Genomic DNA, 14,567 nt, shown 5'->3' with positions numbered 1-14,567 from the left:
GTTATAGACCAGCTTTTTTTATTGATATGATTATGTACTATCATTTTGACTCTTATCATAAAAAGTGCTTACAGGTAATGTTGACAAAAAATATACCTAATAGTAATATTACTATTAGGTATATAAATACACTGTAAAAGTGAGGAAAAAATAGATGGAGCATATTATTTTAAGTTTACTTTTAATAAAAAGCATGACCGTATACGAAATCAAAATGTTTATTGGGCAAAATTTAACCACAGTATGTAGTGATAGTTTAGGAAGTATACAGACTGCGATTAAGAAGTTATTAAGTAAAGAGTGTGTAGAGGTTAGGGAGTATATTGAAAATAACTTACTGAAAAAGGAGTATTCTATAACGGATAAAGGAACACAACAGTTTAGAGAATGGATAGAAGTGCCTATGAACCTTGAGAAAGTTAAAAATATGGAGGAAGGTAAATTCTTTTTCTTAGGGATGGTACCTAAAGAAGTACGTATACAATCTCTAGAGGGATATATTCAAAGTTTGGTAAAAGAAAAAGAGAAGCTTTGTACTATACAAGCATATGTAGAAGAGAACAAAGCGCATGCGATTGAAGTCAACGTAGAGCGTATAAAAGAAGATGAGCAGTTAACACATCATTTGTTAATGATTTCTGAGCAAGATTCCCTTCATCAGGCAGTACAAAATATTTATGATTATCAGATGTATAGTTTAGAATACGGGCTGGCACGTCTTGAACAGGATATTGTGTTTTATGAAAGAATTCTTCAGAAAGAAAAAGAAAACTAAGGAGGGGAATGGATGTTGGCAATAACAGGCGCTATTTTATTTGGAATAATTGTGATCATGACAGTATTGGTAGCATGTGGTGCACCATTAGGTGAGTTTACTATGGGAGGACAATATAAAGTTTTACCAAAGGCTTTAAGAATAATGGCGGTCGTTTCTTTAGTGATTCAAATCTTTGCCATTATCATTGTGTTACAAGCAGGTGGTTATATGGACTTATGGTTATCAGCTAAAGTAACCCAGGTGATTTGTATTTTTTATGCAGTCTATTTATCTTTGAATACGCTTATGAATTTATCTTCAAAAAGCAAAAAGGAACGCTATGTAATGACGCCATTATCTTTAGTTGCAGCGATATGCTTTTGGAGTGTGGGGATGCAGATGTAATGTTATAAAAAAAAGTATAAGAAAAAGGGTTTACTTATTTTACCTACTATGAAGGTATTCAAGTAAATCCTTTTTATTTGGTATGAATCAGCTTTTTATGCAGGATGAGATTAAGAGATCATATTATTTAAAATAATAAAAGGTATAATAATTTTAGATTTAGTATTTAATATTTAAGTGTTTATCCTAAATGACTGAATGATAATAGGTATATTGTTATAATGATGAAGTTAAAAAAATAACAATGTAGATACATGAATTTTAAGGAGGCACTATGAAAAATCAAAAAATACTGGGTATTATATCTATGGCATTAGTTGCACTTTTCTGGGGATTATCATTTTATAGTATTCAAGAAATTGGAACTACAATTGGTCCCTTTACGTTAGCAACTGCTCGTTTTGGTATTGCAACATTAGCTTTTATAGTTATTCTTTTTGCTTCAAAACAAGATAAAAAGATTGCTAAAGAAGATAGAAAAAAAGTTTTTATTAATGCATTAATTGGAATTGCAATTTACTATCCATTGAGTATGTATGCAATCAACTTAATTCCAGCATCTGCAGGATCAGTACTTTCAGCAATTCAACCTATTATTATTATTATATTAGAGGCAGTTGTTATTAAAGTAGCGATTACAAAGAAAAATGCAATAGCTGTTATCCTTAGTGTTGTAGGGGCTTTATTAACAGTAGGTGTAATAGACGGCCAAGGTGGTAGCTTTGTAGGTTATATCTTAATGTTTATAAGTACATGTATGTGGTGTGGATATACAGTGTTACAACAGCCATTGAATGAAAAATACTCTCCTATTACACTGAATGTATATCAATTTGCTATTGGTACACTTGTAATGTCACCATCATTTTTCTTAGAAAATAACAACTGGTCAGCTATGACTGGTGTTCAATGGTTTAACTTAGTTTACCTCGCACTTGTTTGTTCAGGATTATGCTTTGTACTTTACAACTTTGCACTTCCAAGAATCGGTGCAACAACAAGTTCTTTATTCTTAAATGCAGGACCAATTATTACGGCAGTACTAGGTGTTGTGCTTTATGGTACATATCCAACACTTACAAATGGTATTGGTATTCTTTTAACAGTAGTAGGTGTTACATTAGCTACAGTAGATTTTAAGAAAAAATCATAATAATAAAAATTCTAAAATAAAAGACGTAGAATAGCTACGTCTTTTTATTTTCTACTCAATGGGCGTAAGGGATAAAATTTTTATATTTAGTAGAATTTATTTAGGACATGTTTTGATTTAGCAAGATACAAAAAGAGAAAATGCTATAATTACCCTGATAAAAAAATAACAAGAAGGTGATTGAAACGTGAACATTGTAATAATTGGGAATAGCGCAGCAGGACTATCGGCATTAGAAACCGTTCGAAAATATGATTCAACCAGTAAAATAACCATTATTTCAAAAGAAGGCGGACTTGCTTACTCAAGGGTACTTCTACCTTATTTTTTAAGAGGGAAGTTATCACATGATAAATTACTTATACGCAATAAAGCGTATTATGAAAACAATAAAGTAGAATACATTGAAGGCAACGTTACACAGATTGATGCTCATAATAAAAATGTCATCCTTGAAGGAGGAAATGAAGTAGCTTACGATAAGTTGCTCATTGCTACAGGCTCTTCAGCTATGAGTCCACCTATTCCAGGGATTAATCAAGAAGGTATTTACCATATGTGGACCAAAACAGATGCAGAACAATTAGAGCCTTACTATAAAGCAGGTAATCGTGTGCTTGTTATTGGTTCAGGATTTGTATCCCTCCAAGCAGCGTGGGCAGCTGTTGTAAAAGATCTTAAAGTTACAGTAGTTGAACTAGCAGACCGTATTATGCCGAGTGTACTAGATGAGCATGGAGCGAATGTGCTTACAGAAAGTATTCGTAAAAATGGTGTTGACCTGAGATTAGGTACTTTGACAGATCGTATTGAAAAGCAAGCAGATGGTACTTTCAAAGTTTATTTAAAAGAACAAGAAGCAGTAGAAGTAGATTTTATCATTGTAGGTGCAGGGGTTCGTCCCAATACCCAACTTATAGGTGAAAGTGGTGTAGCAGTAGATAGAGGTATTTTAGTAGATGCTTACATGCAAACGAATATACCAGATATTTATAGTGCAGGAGATGTAGCACAAGGTCCAACTACTTTTGGAGAGAAAAATGTGATACATGCACTTTGGCCAACAGCAATTGAGATGGGTAAAGTAGCTGCACTTAATATGTTAGGAATAGAGTACCAATATGAAGGTAGCCTTAATATGAATGTAACGCAAATGTACGATAAAACAGTAGCATCTATTGGTAAGTTTACGGACAATCAAGTTGAAACAATACATATTTTTGAAGATGATGGCAAACGCGGCTACCTAAAAGTATGTTATGAAGGTGAGTATGTTGTTGGTGCATGTTTAGTAGGAAGTACAGAAGCTGTCTCATTATTAGGGAAACTTAGACCACTTATTCGTAACAAGGTGAAAGTAGATACAGTACCTGAGAAATTAGAGATGTTTTTACAAATTAAAGCATTTCATTCTGCTAGAAACTTAAACATATAGAAGGAAGGAACTAAAAAATGAAAATGATAACAATGAATCCTGATAACTGTGTAGGATGTAGAAACTGTGAGTTAGCATGTGCTTTTGCAAAAACAGGCGATACATGTGAGAGAACACAATCCAATATTAAAGTTAATCATTATATTGATGAACGTGTTGTAATTCCTATGACATGCCTTCATTGTGAAGATGCATGGTGCTTAAATGTTTGTCCAGCAGGGGCTATTTCAAGAGACGAAAAAACAAACGCTGTTATTATTGACCAAACACGTTGTGCAGGCTGTAAAATGTGTATGCTTGCATGCCCATATGGAAATATCCATTTTGATCATGAGAAATTAGTCAGTCGCAAATGTAACTTATGTAATGGAAATCCAAAATGTGTAAAACATTGTATTGGTGGTGCACTTCAATTTGTAGAATCAGAAGAAGCTTTTAAGTTTAGAAGACAACAAGCAGATACTGCAATTATAGAAAAGACTAAAGAGTGTAGAGGTGAACAATAATGGGTGAAAGAAAAATTGAAAAAACTTATTGTAGAATGTGTGGTACCATTTGTGGTATTGATGTTCATGTTGAAGATGGAAAAGTAGTAGAAATTGAAGGTATGGAAGAACATGTTGCAAGTAGAGGAAGAACATGTATTAAAGGAAGCTCTGGTGCAACATGGATTAACTTACCTCAAAGATTAAAAAAACCACTTAAAAAGACAGAGAATGGTTTTGTAGAAATAGAGCTTGAGCAAGCAATGGATGAGATTGCTGAGCGTATGCAAGCCATTCAGGAGCAGTATGGCAAAAGAGCTATTGGTGTTTGGAAGGGAGAAGGGATTGGTTTTTGTCAACAAGAAGAACTTTATAGAAGATTTATCCATGCAATTGGCTCACCAAACTACTTCTCAAATGATACACAGTGCTATGCAGGACGTTACATAGGTTTTAACTTAGTATATGGAACTTGGCCAGCTGCAGATTATGACAATTCAAAACTTATTGTAAACTGGGGAACGAATGCACCAGTAGCACATTCTGACTGGACACAACAAATGAATAAAGCACGTGCAAATGGTGGGAAATTTGTTACAATCGATACAAAGTATAACGAAAGTGCAAGAATTTCAGATCTTTATTTACAACCAAAGCCAGGGACAGATGGTGCTCTAGCGTGGGGGGTTATTCGTGAATTGATTGTAAGAGATGCAGTAAATCATGACTTCATCAATAAATATACAGTAGGATATGAAGACCTTAAAGCTTATGCACAAAGCTTTACACCTGAATTTGTAGAAGCTGAGACAGGGATTAAACAAGAGCAATTATTTGCTTTAGTAGAATTATTTATTTCTCAAGCACCTCATATTACAAGCTGGGTAGGAACAGGTCTTGAACATCAAGAAAATGGTGTCAATAATACACGTGTTGCAACTTACATAGATGCCTTAATGGGGGCTATTGATATTAAAGGTGGTATGCTTTGTACTGAAGGATTTGGTCCATCTCACTTAGAATTAAATGATGAAATACCACTTAAACATCTTGAACCAATTGGTGCAGATAAGCATCCAGTTATTTATGATATGCGTGGTGAATGTGATACCCTTACACTAATGGATGCTATTTTAACAGAAAAACCTTATCCAATGAAAGGCTTAATTTTGAGTGCAGCAAACCCTGTTTTAACCAATGCACGTGCAGACAAAGTTATAGATGCTTTTAAACAATTAGATTTACTAGTTGTTAAGGATATTATGATGACAGAAACAGCTGAGCTTGCAGACTATGTATTACCAGCAGCGTCTTATTTAGAAAGAGAAGAACTCCATTATCAAAGTACTTTCCAATGTGTTACACTTTCAAAGAAAGTAGTAGATTTTGGACTACAAAATGAATATGACTTCCTTAAAGGTCTGGCAGAACGTCTAGGAGCAGGCAAGTACTTCCCATGGGCAGATGAACATGCCTTAAATGAATGGTTAGTAGAACCAACAGGTGTATCATTAGAAACAATTAGACAATACCCAGGAGGCTACAACTATAAGCCAATAACTTATAAAAAATATGAAGTAAAAGCTCAAAAAGGTGAAAAATCTTTCAATACACCAAGTGGTAAAATTGAATTTACTTCAGACTATGTGGCAAGTTTTGGTTATGATGCATTAGCTGTATACAAACGTCCAAGATATTTAGCAGAAGATAATGCATTTAAATACCTCCTTATGACAGGTGCACGTAAACATATGTATTTCCATGGAAGATACAGAGATATTCCTCAAATTAACAGAGCTTGTCCAGAAGCTGAAATAGAAATGCATCCAGTAGACGCTCAAGCATTAGGTGTTGTAACAGGAGACCGTGTAAGAGTAACTTCTAGAATTGGAAGTCTTGAAATTAAAGTATTGGTACTTCATGAAAAAGAAATACATCCAGGTTCTGTACAAATTACCCATGGATGGAAAGACGCCAATGTTAACCTTATTATGCCAGATGATAGACGTGACCCAATCTCAGGATTCCCAGCGCTTAAATCTGTAGAAGTTAATATTGAAAAAATCTCTTAATGAGCTAGATAGGAAGGACTACAGATGCAAGAAACAACAAATAAAGTGAGCTTTCACTTTGCAGTTATCACATTATTAAGCATAATAGGTATTTTAACAACGGGTATTCTCTGGCTTAAATTAGATATTGTAGTGGTTGTATTTATCACATTACTTTTTAGTTGGGGCGCAGCGTATTTAGCAGGTTATAAGTGGAAAACACTTGTTGAATGGATGGCTACAAGTACGGGGAAAGTAGCAGAAGGGTTAATCATTTTCCTATTAATAGGAACTTTAATAGGTTCATGGATTACCTCTGGTACTGTACCTGCTATCATTTATTATGGATTACAAATAATAAATCCAGATATTATTTTGCCAGCAGGGTTTGTAGTATGTTGCTTAACGTCTTTTATTATGGGAACTTCTTGGGGAACAGTAGCAACGGTAGGTGTTGCAGTATTTAGTATGTGTGTTGGTATGGATATGGGGATTCCTGAACCACTTATTGCAGGAATGATTGTATCGGGTGCTTGGTTTGGAGATAAAATGTCTCCTATTTCAGATACTGCTGTTATTGCAACAGCAGCTACAGGTTCAGACCTCTATGACCATATTAAAACTATGAGTTATACAACAGTCCCAGCTTTCTTTATAGCTTTAATCATGTATGGAGTAATTGGATTAAAGTATTCTGGTGGGGTAGGTAATCAAGAGGGTATAGAGCAGCTAATGCAAGGGTTAGACAGTGTATTTCATATAAGTATTTGGGCCTTACTTCCTATGATCATTCTTTTGATCATGTCTATTAAAAAAGTACCAGCCGTATTAGCACTTACTATTTCAAGTCTTGTAGCTGTAATTGTAGCAATCCTTATACAAAAAACACCTATCAATGAAGCACTTATGTGTTTATACGCAGGCTATACAACACCGACAGGGAATGAAATTGTAGATACACTTCTTATGCGAGGTGGTATTTCAAGCATGATGTGGTCCTTTACTTTAGGTTTTTTAGCCTTAAATTTAGGTGGAGTGTTAGAAGGGTTAGGTGTACTCAATGTACTCATTAACCGTCTTATTCAACCTATTAAAAGAGATGCAACACTCATTACAACAACGATTGGAACAGGAATTATGAGCAATGCAATAATGGGAGATATGTATTTGCCGGTCATTTTAAGTGGTAGCTTATATAAAGAGGCCTATGATCAAAGAAATATGAAAAGAAGCATGCTAAGCCGAGTGATTGTAGAAGGTGTAGCACTTTGTAATCCACTTATTCCGTGGACGGCGGCGGCAGCTTTTGTTAGCAATACATTAGGTGTAGCAACTTTAGATTATTTACCTTATGCTTTTTTTAATCTAGTCAATCCGCTACTTACCATTTTACTTGCTTATATGGGGATTTTTATATTTAGAAACAAGGTTGATAATGAGTAGTTAAAAAGATATAATACCATAGATACTATATGAGATGAGGACTATGAATGAATATCTATAGATTGATTATATTAGGGATGTCTTTCACAGCTTTTTTGTGGGGGACATCTTTTTATCTTATAAAAGATTTACTTGAAAAAATATCTTATCAAGTCTTAACTTTTAATCGTTTTTTTATTGCTACTGTTGTACTAGGTGCTTGGTGGATTACAATAGGAAAAAGAGAAAAGATTGCTAAACAAGATAGGGGAAGGCTTATTGTAGGAGGGTTATTAGGTGGAGCATTTTATTATATTTTAAGTGGAAGAGCGACTGCCTTACTTCCAGTAGTCGATTTATCTATTGTATCAGGTATGCAGCCCGTTTTAATGATGCTTATAGAATGCTTAATAATAGGTACCTTATTTACAGAGCGTGAAAGTATTAGCATTGCCTTAAGTGTAATAGGCAGTATTTTTTTAATTGATACAATAAGTACAGATCAAACACTAGGAGTGTATATCCTACAAGTTTCTGCAACCGTTGTATGGGCTATTTATTATTTTATCCAAAAACCATTGGTTCTTAAATACCGCCCAACAACGATTATCTTTTTTCAATTCTTATTGAATACACTTCTATTTTTACCAAGTGTTTTAATGGATGAAACTTTTTTAATCCCATTAGACTGGTCTTTAACTATGAAGCTATTATATTTAGGGATAGGTGGGTCGGCAATAGCGTATACTTTAAATAGTTTTGCGCTAAGAAAGTTAAGTCCAACAGGCATTAGTCTATTTTTAAATGCAGGGCCTATTATTAATATTGCATTGGTATGGATTGAAGGAAAAAGAGTTATTGGTGGAAATCAAATTTTTGGTACTGTTCTTATTATTGTAGGTGTTATCTTAATTTTAAGAGAGTGGAAGAATAAATATAAAATATCTCAATAAAAGTATAGTATTTATAGATAAGGTATAAAAGCTTTAGAATACCTATGCAAATACTTAATAGAATAGAAAGTACATGCTAAAATAAAGTACATTTAACAAATGTCTCCGATCTAATATTTCTACGGAATATTCTATGAAAGATTAGACTGAACACTTAGAGAGTCGTTCACAGGGCCAAGTTGGAAACGTCTTGACCTTCCTTATTTGTAAAGGGGATTATAAACGTTATGAGTTTATTTTGTGTGCCCAAATCTCTAGATTAAGGAGATTTGGGCATTTTTATTATAAGCATAAATTTCTCTAAGTGATAACTAACAGAAAGAGGTTGCAAACATGAGAAAAATAAAGACAGTACAGGCTGTAGGACATATTTTATGTCATGATATCACTCAAATTATAAAGGATGAAAAGAAAGGCGTACTTTTTAAAAAAGGGCATCAAGTTAAGGAAGAGGATATCGAAAAGCTTCTAAGTGTAGGAAAAGATCATCTCTATGTATGGGAATATGATTCATCTAAAATGCATGAGAATGAAGCTGCTCTTATTTTAAAAGAGGTATGTGCTGGAGAAGGTACTTGCACGAATGGGTCCATTCAAGAAGGTAAAATTGAACTTTTTGCTAAGTATTCAGGGCTTTTAGATTTAGATGTTGACCGCCTGCTTGAACTTAATGGAATTGAAGAAATTGTAGTTGCAACAAGACATCGTTATACACCAGTTCAAAAGGGTGAAAAATTAGCAGGGATGCGTGTTATTCCTTTAGTAATTGACCAAGAAAAAATGTTACAGATTAGAGAGCGTTTTGGTACTAAGCCACTTATAAGTGTTAAGCCTTATACCAAACATCGTGTAGGGATTGTAACAACAGGTAATGAAGTCTACTATGGACGCATCAAGGATACTTTTGGAAGTGTAATTAAAGGAAAGTTAGAAGAATATGGTCTAGAGTGTTGTGGTCAAACTTTTGCACCAGATGATGCAAATCAGATTACAGAAGCTATTGAAGCTTGGATTCAAAAAGGGGCTACAATGGTCATTTGTACGGGGGGAATGAGTGTAGATCCAGATGATGTTACACCAGCTGCAATTAGACAAGTAGGTGGAAAGATTGTAAGTTATGGTGCACCTGTGCTACCTGGTGCCATGTTCTTACTTTCTTATAAGGGAGAAATACCTATTTTAGGTTTGCCAGGTTGTGTAATGTATGCTAAACGTACAGTATTTGACCTACTCTTTCCACGTATTATAGCAGGTGAACGTCTAGAAAAGAAAGATATAGCAGCCCTTGGCCATGGAGGATTATGCCTAAACTGTTCAACTTGTACTTTCCCAAGTTGTAGCCTTGGAAAGGGTGTGTAAGTATGATAGGAATCGAATTAGAGCAGGCAGTTGAATTATTAAGCAATAAGATCAATCTTATAGAGGACTATGAGGAAGTGGAACTAGAGCAAGCCTTAGGAAGAAACCTTGTGGAAGATTTCTATGCACCCATTTATCAACCTCCGTTTAATCGTTCACCTCTAGATGGGATTGCTGTTCGAGCACAAGATACAGTAGGGGCAAATACAGATCATCCAAAGACTTTTAAAATTATAGAAACTGTTTTTGCAGGGATGGCTTCTCAAAAAAGACTAGGAATGGGTGAAGCTGTACGCATTATGACAGGTGCACCACTCCCAGAGGGAAGTGATGCAGTGATACGTCAAGAAGAGGTGGTTTTTAAAGGTGAGGAAGCAATGGTACAAAAAAGTGTGAGTCCCTATAGCAATTATTGCTATAAAGGAGAAGATATCCAAAAAGGACAGTTGCTTATTGAAAAATGTACCACTTTAACAGCTATTCATCTAGGTGTTTTAGCGAGTATGGGATGCAACAAAGTACGCGTTAGAAGACAGTTGAGGGTAGGACTTATGAGTACAGGCGATGAACTGATAAAGCCAGGCTTACCCCTTGAGGAAGGTAAGATTTATAATGCGAATACCACATTACTTGCAGCGAGATTAAAAGAATTAGGGATGATCCCTCTTATTTTAGAAGCACAACAAGATGATCCTGATCATGTAGCAAGGAAGATTAAAGAGATGATGCCTCAATTAGATATTCTTTTAACAACAGGTGGGGTATCTGTAGGACAAAAAGATATTATGCATGAAGTTATATTAAAACTTCAAGCAACAAGGCTTTTTTGGAAAGTTAATATGCAGCCTGGAACGCCTATATTAGCCATGGAACTAGGTAAACAATTAATTCTTAGTTTATCAGGGAATCCTTTTGCAGCATTAGCTACCTTTGAATGCATTGCAAGGCCTGTATTAGGTAAGATGAGTGGTCAAAGCTATGTCTATCCAGTGAAGGCAGAAGGCGTTTTAAAGGGCGCATTTAATAAAGTTTCTAAGAAAAGAAGAATGATTAGAGGACTTTATGAAGAGGGGGATGTAACCATTCCATATGAACATGCATCCGGTGTATTAAGTAGTATGATTGGATGTAATTGTCTTATAGATATTGAAGCTGATACCCCAAATATATTAGAAGGAACTAACGTAAAAGTAATTAAACTATAGTTTAATAGGAGGCATATTGTGGAAACAGGATTAACGCATTTTGATGAAAAGGGACAAGCCATTATGGTAGATGTTTCTAAAAAAGAAGAAACAGCTAGAGAAGCCTTAGCAAAGGGAAGCATAAGGGTTAATGAAGCCGTATTTTTAGCCATTAAAGAAGGTACAGTAACAAAGGGAGATGTATTAGGGGTTGCAAGAGTAGCAGGCATTATGGCAACGAAGCAAACAAGCAATATGATTCCCATGTGTCATCCCTTGATGCTGACTAAATGTCAAATAGACTTTGAGTTAGATGCACAAACAAGAAGTATCCATTGTAGTTGTTTAGTACGCACAACAGGTAAAACAGGGGTAGAGATGGAAGCGCTTATGGGTGTAAGTACAAGTCTTTTAACCATTTATGATATGTGTAAAGCATTAGATAAAGGAATGTCTATTGAAACAATCTACTTAGCAAAAAAAATGGGTGGCAAAAGTGGTATGTATAAAAATGAAAGATAAGTTTTGGAAAGTAGTAGGGCTAGGTACATATGGTATGAGCATAGGCATAGTACTTCTTCCTCTAATAGGTGTTGCTACATCTAAATATGTTAAAGAGATTGAGCTAATTCATTTCAAAAGAGTCGCATCAGCTTTAGGTGTAAGTCTTTCAACCAGTATTGTGGCGATGATAGTGATTATATTAGTAGGTTTAGGCACAAGTTATTGTATAGCGATGTATGATTTTAAGTGGAAAAAATATGTCAGTCAGTTACTTGCCATCCCCCTTATGCTTCCCCCAGCAGTAATAGGAATCTTTTTACTTTTAACATTTGGAAAACAAGGTATGGTGGGTAAATATCTTGCAGATTATGGTATTCAACTTACTTTTTCATCTGGTGCAGTTATACTGGTTCAGATTTTTATTGGATTACCCTTTTTTATAAAGACAATAGAAGAGCATATTAATACAGTAGATAGTGAAATTTTAGAAAGTGCACAACTAGAGGGCTGCACAAAGGTAGAAGCATTTTATTATATTTTATTACCCCTTGTAAAATATGGTATTATCAATGGACTTTTGATGACATCTTCACGGGTTTTAGCAGAGTTTGGAGGAACAATGCTTTTTGCAGGTAATATAGAAGGAAAGACTCAGACACTACCTCTAGCCATTTATAGTGCCATGGAAAGTAGTATGAGTGAAGCCCTATTAATTGCCTTTATACTCCTTTTACTTGCACTTGGTTTGACTATAAGTGTAACGTATTTAACTCATAGAAAAGAAGCTTGAAAATATGAAGGAGGGTAAAAATGAAAAAAGTAGCAGGGGTTATTGTAGCAGGTGGCAAAAGCAGTCGTATGGGTACAGATAAAATGTATCTTACTTATGAGGGAGAAAGCTTTATAGATACAATTGTTAATTCTTTACAACCTGCTAGTAGCGTTTATGTTGTACTTAACGACCAGCAAGATTATGTAAGGAAAGAGGTAGTTATCTTAAGCGATTTAATAAAAGAGATTGGGCCTATAGGTGGATTGTATACTGCATTAGCATCTGTAGTAGAAGATTATGTATATTTATGGGCATGTGATATGCCAAATCATTGTAAAGACTTTATGAACTATGTACTAAGTTATGTAGAAGAAGATCTTTATGATGCTTATGTGATATGTATGCCAGATGGAAAGATAAGTCCTTTTGGGAGTGTTTATCATAAGAGGATACTACCTAAGCTTAAGACGTACATTAAACAGGAAAAATATAAAATGGTAGACTTTATAGAATCCTTACATATTAAAAAAATTTATCTCAACTATACTTGTTTTGATCCATCTCGTATTTTTATGAATATTAATACGCCTATACATTATGTGGCACTAACCAAAGAGTGTCCTTCCTATATAGCGATCAGTGGAAGTAAAAATTCTGGAAAGACAACGTTAATGACAAACCTGATTGGTTATTTTACAGCCAAAGGTCTACAAGTAGGTACCATTAAGCATGATGGTCATTTGTTTGAAGCAGATGTAAAGGGGACTGACTCATATAGGCATAAGCAAGCTGGGGCAGCCAGAACATTGGTTTATGATACTGAAAAGCTATGTTTGGTAAAAGATCAACAACAGCAAGGGATAGAAACATTATTAGCTTATTTCAGTGGGATGGACTTAGTATTACTAGAAGGTTTTAAAGAAAGTGTTTATCCTAAAATAGAAGTCGTAAGGGAAGCAACCCATATTCCACCTGTATGTAACCCAGAAACAGTACTGGCTTATGCCTCAGACTACCTTTTAGATACAACCATTCAGCAATATGAATTACAGGATATAGAAGCTTTAGCAAGAGTGATTGAGAATTATTTAAAAAGGAGCAAGTAAGATGCATGATTTAGAAGGTAGAGAAGTAGATTACTTACGTATCTCCATTACAGATAGGTGTAACTTAAGGTGTATTTATTGCATACCACAGGGGGTTACCTTAGCTTGTTGTAAGCAAAATGAATACCTTACAAAAGAAGAGTTATTTAAAGTCGTTAAAGTAGCAGCTTCTGTAGGTATAACAAAAGTGAAACTAACAGGTGGTGAACCCTTACTACGAAAAGATATTGTTGCCTTAGTTAAAGGAATTAAAGAGATAGAAGGGATACAACAAGTTACCCTTACTACAAATGGAATTTTATTAGATACTTATGGGAAAGCCTTAGTAGAAGCAGGTATTGATGCAGTTAATATTAGTTTAGATACATTAAATAGAAAAAAGTATGCTGCACTTACTGGTTACGATGGTCTTTCAAAAGTATTAAAAGGAATACACATACTCAAAGAAGCAGGTCTAAAAAAAATTAAATTAAATGCAGTACCTCTTAAAGATATGAATGAACAAGAAATAAGTGAACTCGTACAATTTGCGAAACAAGAACAACTTATTCTTCGATTTATTGAGCTGATGCCTTTTGGAGGAGGAAAAGCTTTTTTAGGGATTTCTAAACAGGAAATTATAGAAATTTTAGAAAGAAACTATGGAACATTAATCCCCTATCATAATACATTGGGTAATGGGCCAGCACAATATTATACATTACAAACTAAGGATGTAAAAATAGGATTTATCCATGCGGTATCACAACATTTTTGTAACACCTGTAACAGAGTAAGGATTACCTGTGAGGGCTATTTAAAATTATGTTTACACTCTAATAAGGGTATTGATTTAAAACCTTATTTAGCAAGTAGTGAAAAGACATTAGAAGAAGTGATGAGGCAAGCTATACAAAATAAACCTAAGCAACATCAATTTAATCATGTTACACAAGTACAACAATTAGAAGATAAAATGATGTCTCAAATAGGAGGCTAAGA

General features: G+C 34.5%; 14 protein-coding genes and 1 riboswitch. All 14 genes read left to right on the top strand.

Features of this window, described 5'->3' with window-relative positions; all coding sequences use genetic code 11:
- Window positions 1-154: 154 nt before the first annotated feature.
- The 14 genes from BN2390_RS07015 to moaA all read left to right on the top strand — a co-directional run bounded on the left by BN2390_RS07015 (window position 155) and on the right by moaA (window position 14,565).
- Entirely contained in the window at window positions 155-775 is a 621-nt protein-coding gene (locus BN2390_RS07015) for a PadR family transcriptional regulator (RefSeq protein ID WP_053983646.1), read from the top strand.
- Between the two features lie 12 nt (window positions 776-787).
- Window positions 788-1,162 carry a hypothetical protein gene (locus tag BN2390_RS07010; protein ID WP_053983645.1) on the top strand — a complete coding sequence of 125 codons (375 nt, stop codon included), beginning with the start codon at window positions 788-790 and terminating at the stop codon, window positions 1,160-1,162.
- A gap of 274 nt (window positions 1,163-1,436) precedes the next feature.
- Window positions 1,437-2,315, top strand: a complete 879-nt coding sequence (locus tag BN2390_RS07005) for a DMT family transporter (RefSeq protein ID WP_053983644.1) — start codon at window positions 1,437-1,439, stop codon at window positions 2,313-2,315.
- Window positions 2,316-2,502: 187 nt separating this feature from the next.
- Window positions 2,503-3,750, top strand: a complete 1,248-nt coding sequence (locus BN2390_RS07000; RefSeq protein ID WP_053983643.1) for an NAD(P)/FAD-dependent oxidoreductase — start codon at window positions 2,503-2,505, stop codon at window positions 3,748-3,750.
- 17 nt (window positions 3,751-3,767) lie between these two features.
- A complete protein-coding gene (locus tag BN2390_RS06995) occupies window positions 3,768-4,256 on the top strand; it encodes a 4Fe-4S dicluster domain-containing protein (protein WP_053983642.1) in 489 nt (162 codons plus the stop codon).
- Window positions 4,256-6,307, top strand: coding sequence for a molybdopterin-containing oxidoreductase family protein (locus BN2390_RS06990; RefSeq protein ID WP_053983641.1), 2,052 nt, complete (start codon window positions 4,256-4,258; stop codon window positions 6,305-6,307). The genes BN2390_RS06995 and BN2390_RS06990 overlap by 1 nt, the downstream gene beginning before the upstream one ends.
- A gap of 24 nt (window positions 6,308-6,331) precedes the next feature.
- Window positions 6,332-7,729, top strand: a complete 1,398-nt coding sequence (nhaC, locus tag BN2390_RS06985) for a Na+/H+ antiporter NhaC (protein WP_053983640.1) — start codon at window positions 6,332-6,334, stop codon at window positions 7,727-7,729.
- Window positions 7,730-7,776: 47 nt separating this feature from the next.
- Window positions 7,777-8,661, top strand: a complete 885-nt coding sequence (locus BN2390_RS06980) for a DMT family transporter (RefSeq protein ID WP_053983639.1) — start codon at window positions 7,777-7,779, stop codon at window positions 8,659-8,661.
- Between the two features lie 91 nt (window positions 8,662-8,752).
- Window positions 8,753-8,892, top strand: a riboswitch (molybdenum cofactor riboswitch).
- A gap of 102 nt (window positions 8,893-8,994) precedes the next feature.
- Window positions 8,995-10,020 (top strand): molybdopterin-binding protein, encoded by a 1,026-nt coding sequence (locus BN2390_RS06975; protein ID WP_053983638.1) that lies wholly within the window; start codon window positions 8,995-8,997, stop codon window positions 10,018-10,020.
- A gap of 2 nt (window positions 10,021-10,022) precedes the next feature.
- On the top strand, window positions 10,023-11,225 hold the full coding sequence (locus tag BN2390_RS06970; RefSeq protein ID WP_053983637.1) for a molybdopterin molybdotransferase MoeA: 1,203 nt from the start codon (window positions 10,023-10,025) through the stop codon (window positions 11,223-11,225).
- 18 nt (window positions 11,226-11,243) lie between these two features.
- Window positions 11,244-11,726: a cyclic pyranopterin monophosphate synthase MoaC gene (gene moaC, locus BN2390_RS06965; protein WP_053983636.1), complete on the top strand. Its 483-nt coding sequence runs from the start codon at window positions 11,244-11,246 to the stop codon at window positions 11,724-11,726.
- On the top strand, window positions 11,716-12,498 hold the full coding sequence (gene modB / locus BN2390_RS06960) for a molybdate ABC transporter permease subunit (protein WP_154668792.1): 783 nt from the start codon (window positions 11,716-11,718) through the stop codon (window positions 12,496-12,498). Before moaC ends, modB begins: the two co-directional genes overlap by 11 nt.
- Window positions 12,499-12,518: 20 nt before the next feature.
- A complete protein-coding gene (gene mobB, locus BN2390_RS06955) occupies window positions 12,519-13,586 on the top strand; it encodes a molybdopterin-guanine dinucleotide biosynthesis protein B (protein WP_053983634.1) in 1,068 nt (355 codons plus the stop codon).
- Window position 13,587: 1 nt separating this feature from the next.
- A complete protein-coding gene (moaA, locus tag BN2390_RS06950; protein WP_053983633.1) occupies window positions 13,588-14,565 on the top strand; it encodes a GTP 3',8-cyclase MoaA in 978 nt (325 codons plus the stop codon).
- Window positions 14,566-14,567: the final 2 nt, after the last annotated feature.

This window comes from Niameybacter massiliensis, assembly GCF_001282685.1.
In the GTDB taxonomy this organism is placed as follows: Bacteria; Bacillota; Clostridia; order Lachnospirales; family Cellulosilyticaceae; genus Holtiella; species Holtiella tumoricola.
This window is presented reverse-complemented; position numbering and strand designations above follow the sequence as displayed.

What these genes read in the sequence shown, in the direction of transcription:
- BN2390_RS07015 (WP_053983646.1), top strand. Translation starts at nt 155, where the DNA reads ATGGAGCATATTATTTTAAGTTTACTTTTAATAAAAAGCATGACCGTA.
- BN2390_RS07010 (WP_053983645.1), top strand. Translation starts at nt 788, where the DNA reads ATGTTGGCAATAACAGGCGCTATTTTATTTGGAATAATTGTGATCATG.
- BN2390_RS07005 (WP_053983644.1), top strand. Translation starts at nt 1,437, where the DNA reads ATGAAAAATCAAAAAATACTGGGTATTATATCTATGGCATTAGTTGCA.
- BN2390_RS06995 (WP_053983642.1), top strand. Translation starts at nt 3,768, where the DNA reads ATGAAAATGATAACAATGAATCCTGATAACTGTGTAGGATGTAGAAAC.
- BN2390_RS06990 (WP_053983641.1), top strand. Translation starts at nt 4,256, where the DNA reads ATGGGTGAAAGAAAAATTGAAAAAACTTATTGTAGAATGTGTGGTACC.
- nhaC (WP_053983640.1), top strand. Translation starts at nt 6,332, where the DNA reads ATGCAAGAAACAACAAATAAAGTGAGCTTTCACTTTGCAGTTATCACA.
- BN2390_RS06980 (WP_053983639.1), top strand. Translation starts at nt 7,777, where the DNA reads ATGAATATCTATAGATTGATTATATTAGGGATGTCTTTCACAGCTTTT.
- BN2390_RS06975 (WP_053983638.1), top strand. Translation starts at nt 8,995, where the DNA reads ATGAGAAAAATAAAGACAGTACAGGCTGTAGGACATATTTTATGTCAT.
- BN2390_RS06970 (WP_053983637.1), top strand. Translation starts at nt 10,023, where the DNA reads ATGATAGGAATCGAATTAGAGCAGGCAGTTGAATTATTAAGCAATAAG.
- modB (WP_154668792.1), top strand. Translation starts at nt 11,716, where the DNA reads ATGAAAGATAAGTTTTGGAAAGTAGTAGGGCTAGGTACATATGGTATG.
- mobB (WP_053983634.1), top strand. Translation starts at nt 12,519, where the DNA reads ATGAAAAAAGTAGCAGGGGTTATTGTAGCAGGTGGCAAAAGCAGTCGT.
- moaA (WP_053983633.1), top strand. Translation starts at nt 13,588, where the DNA reads ATGCATGATTTAGAAGGTAGAGAAGTAGATTACTTACGTATCTCCATT.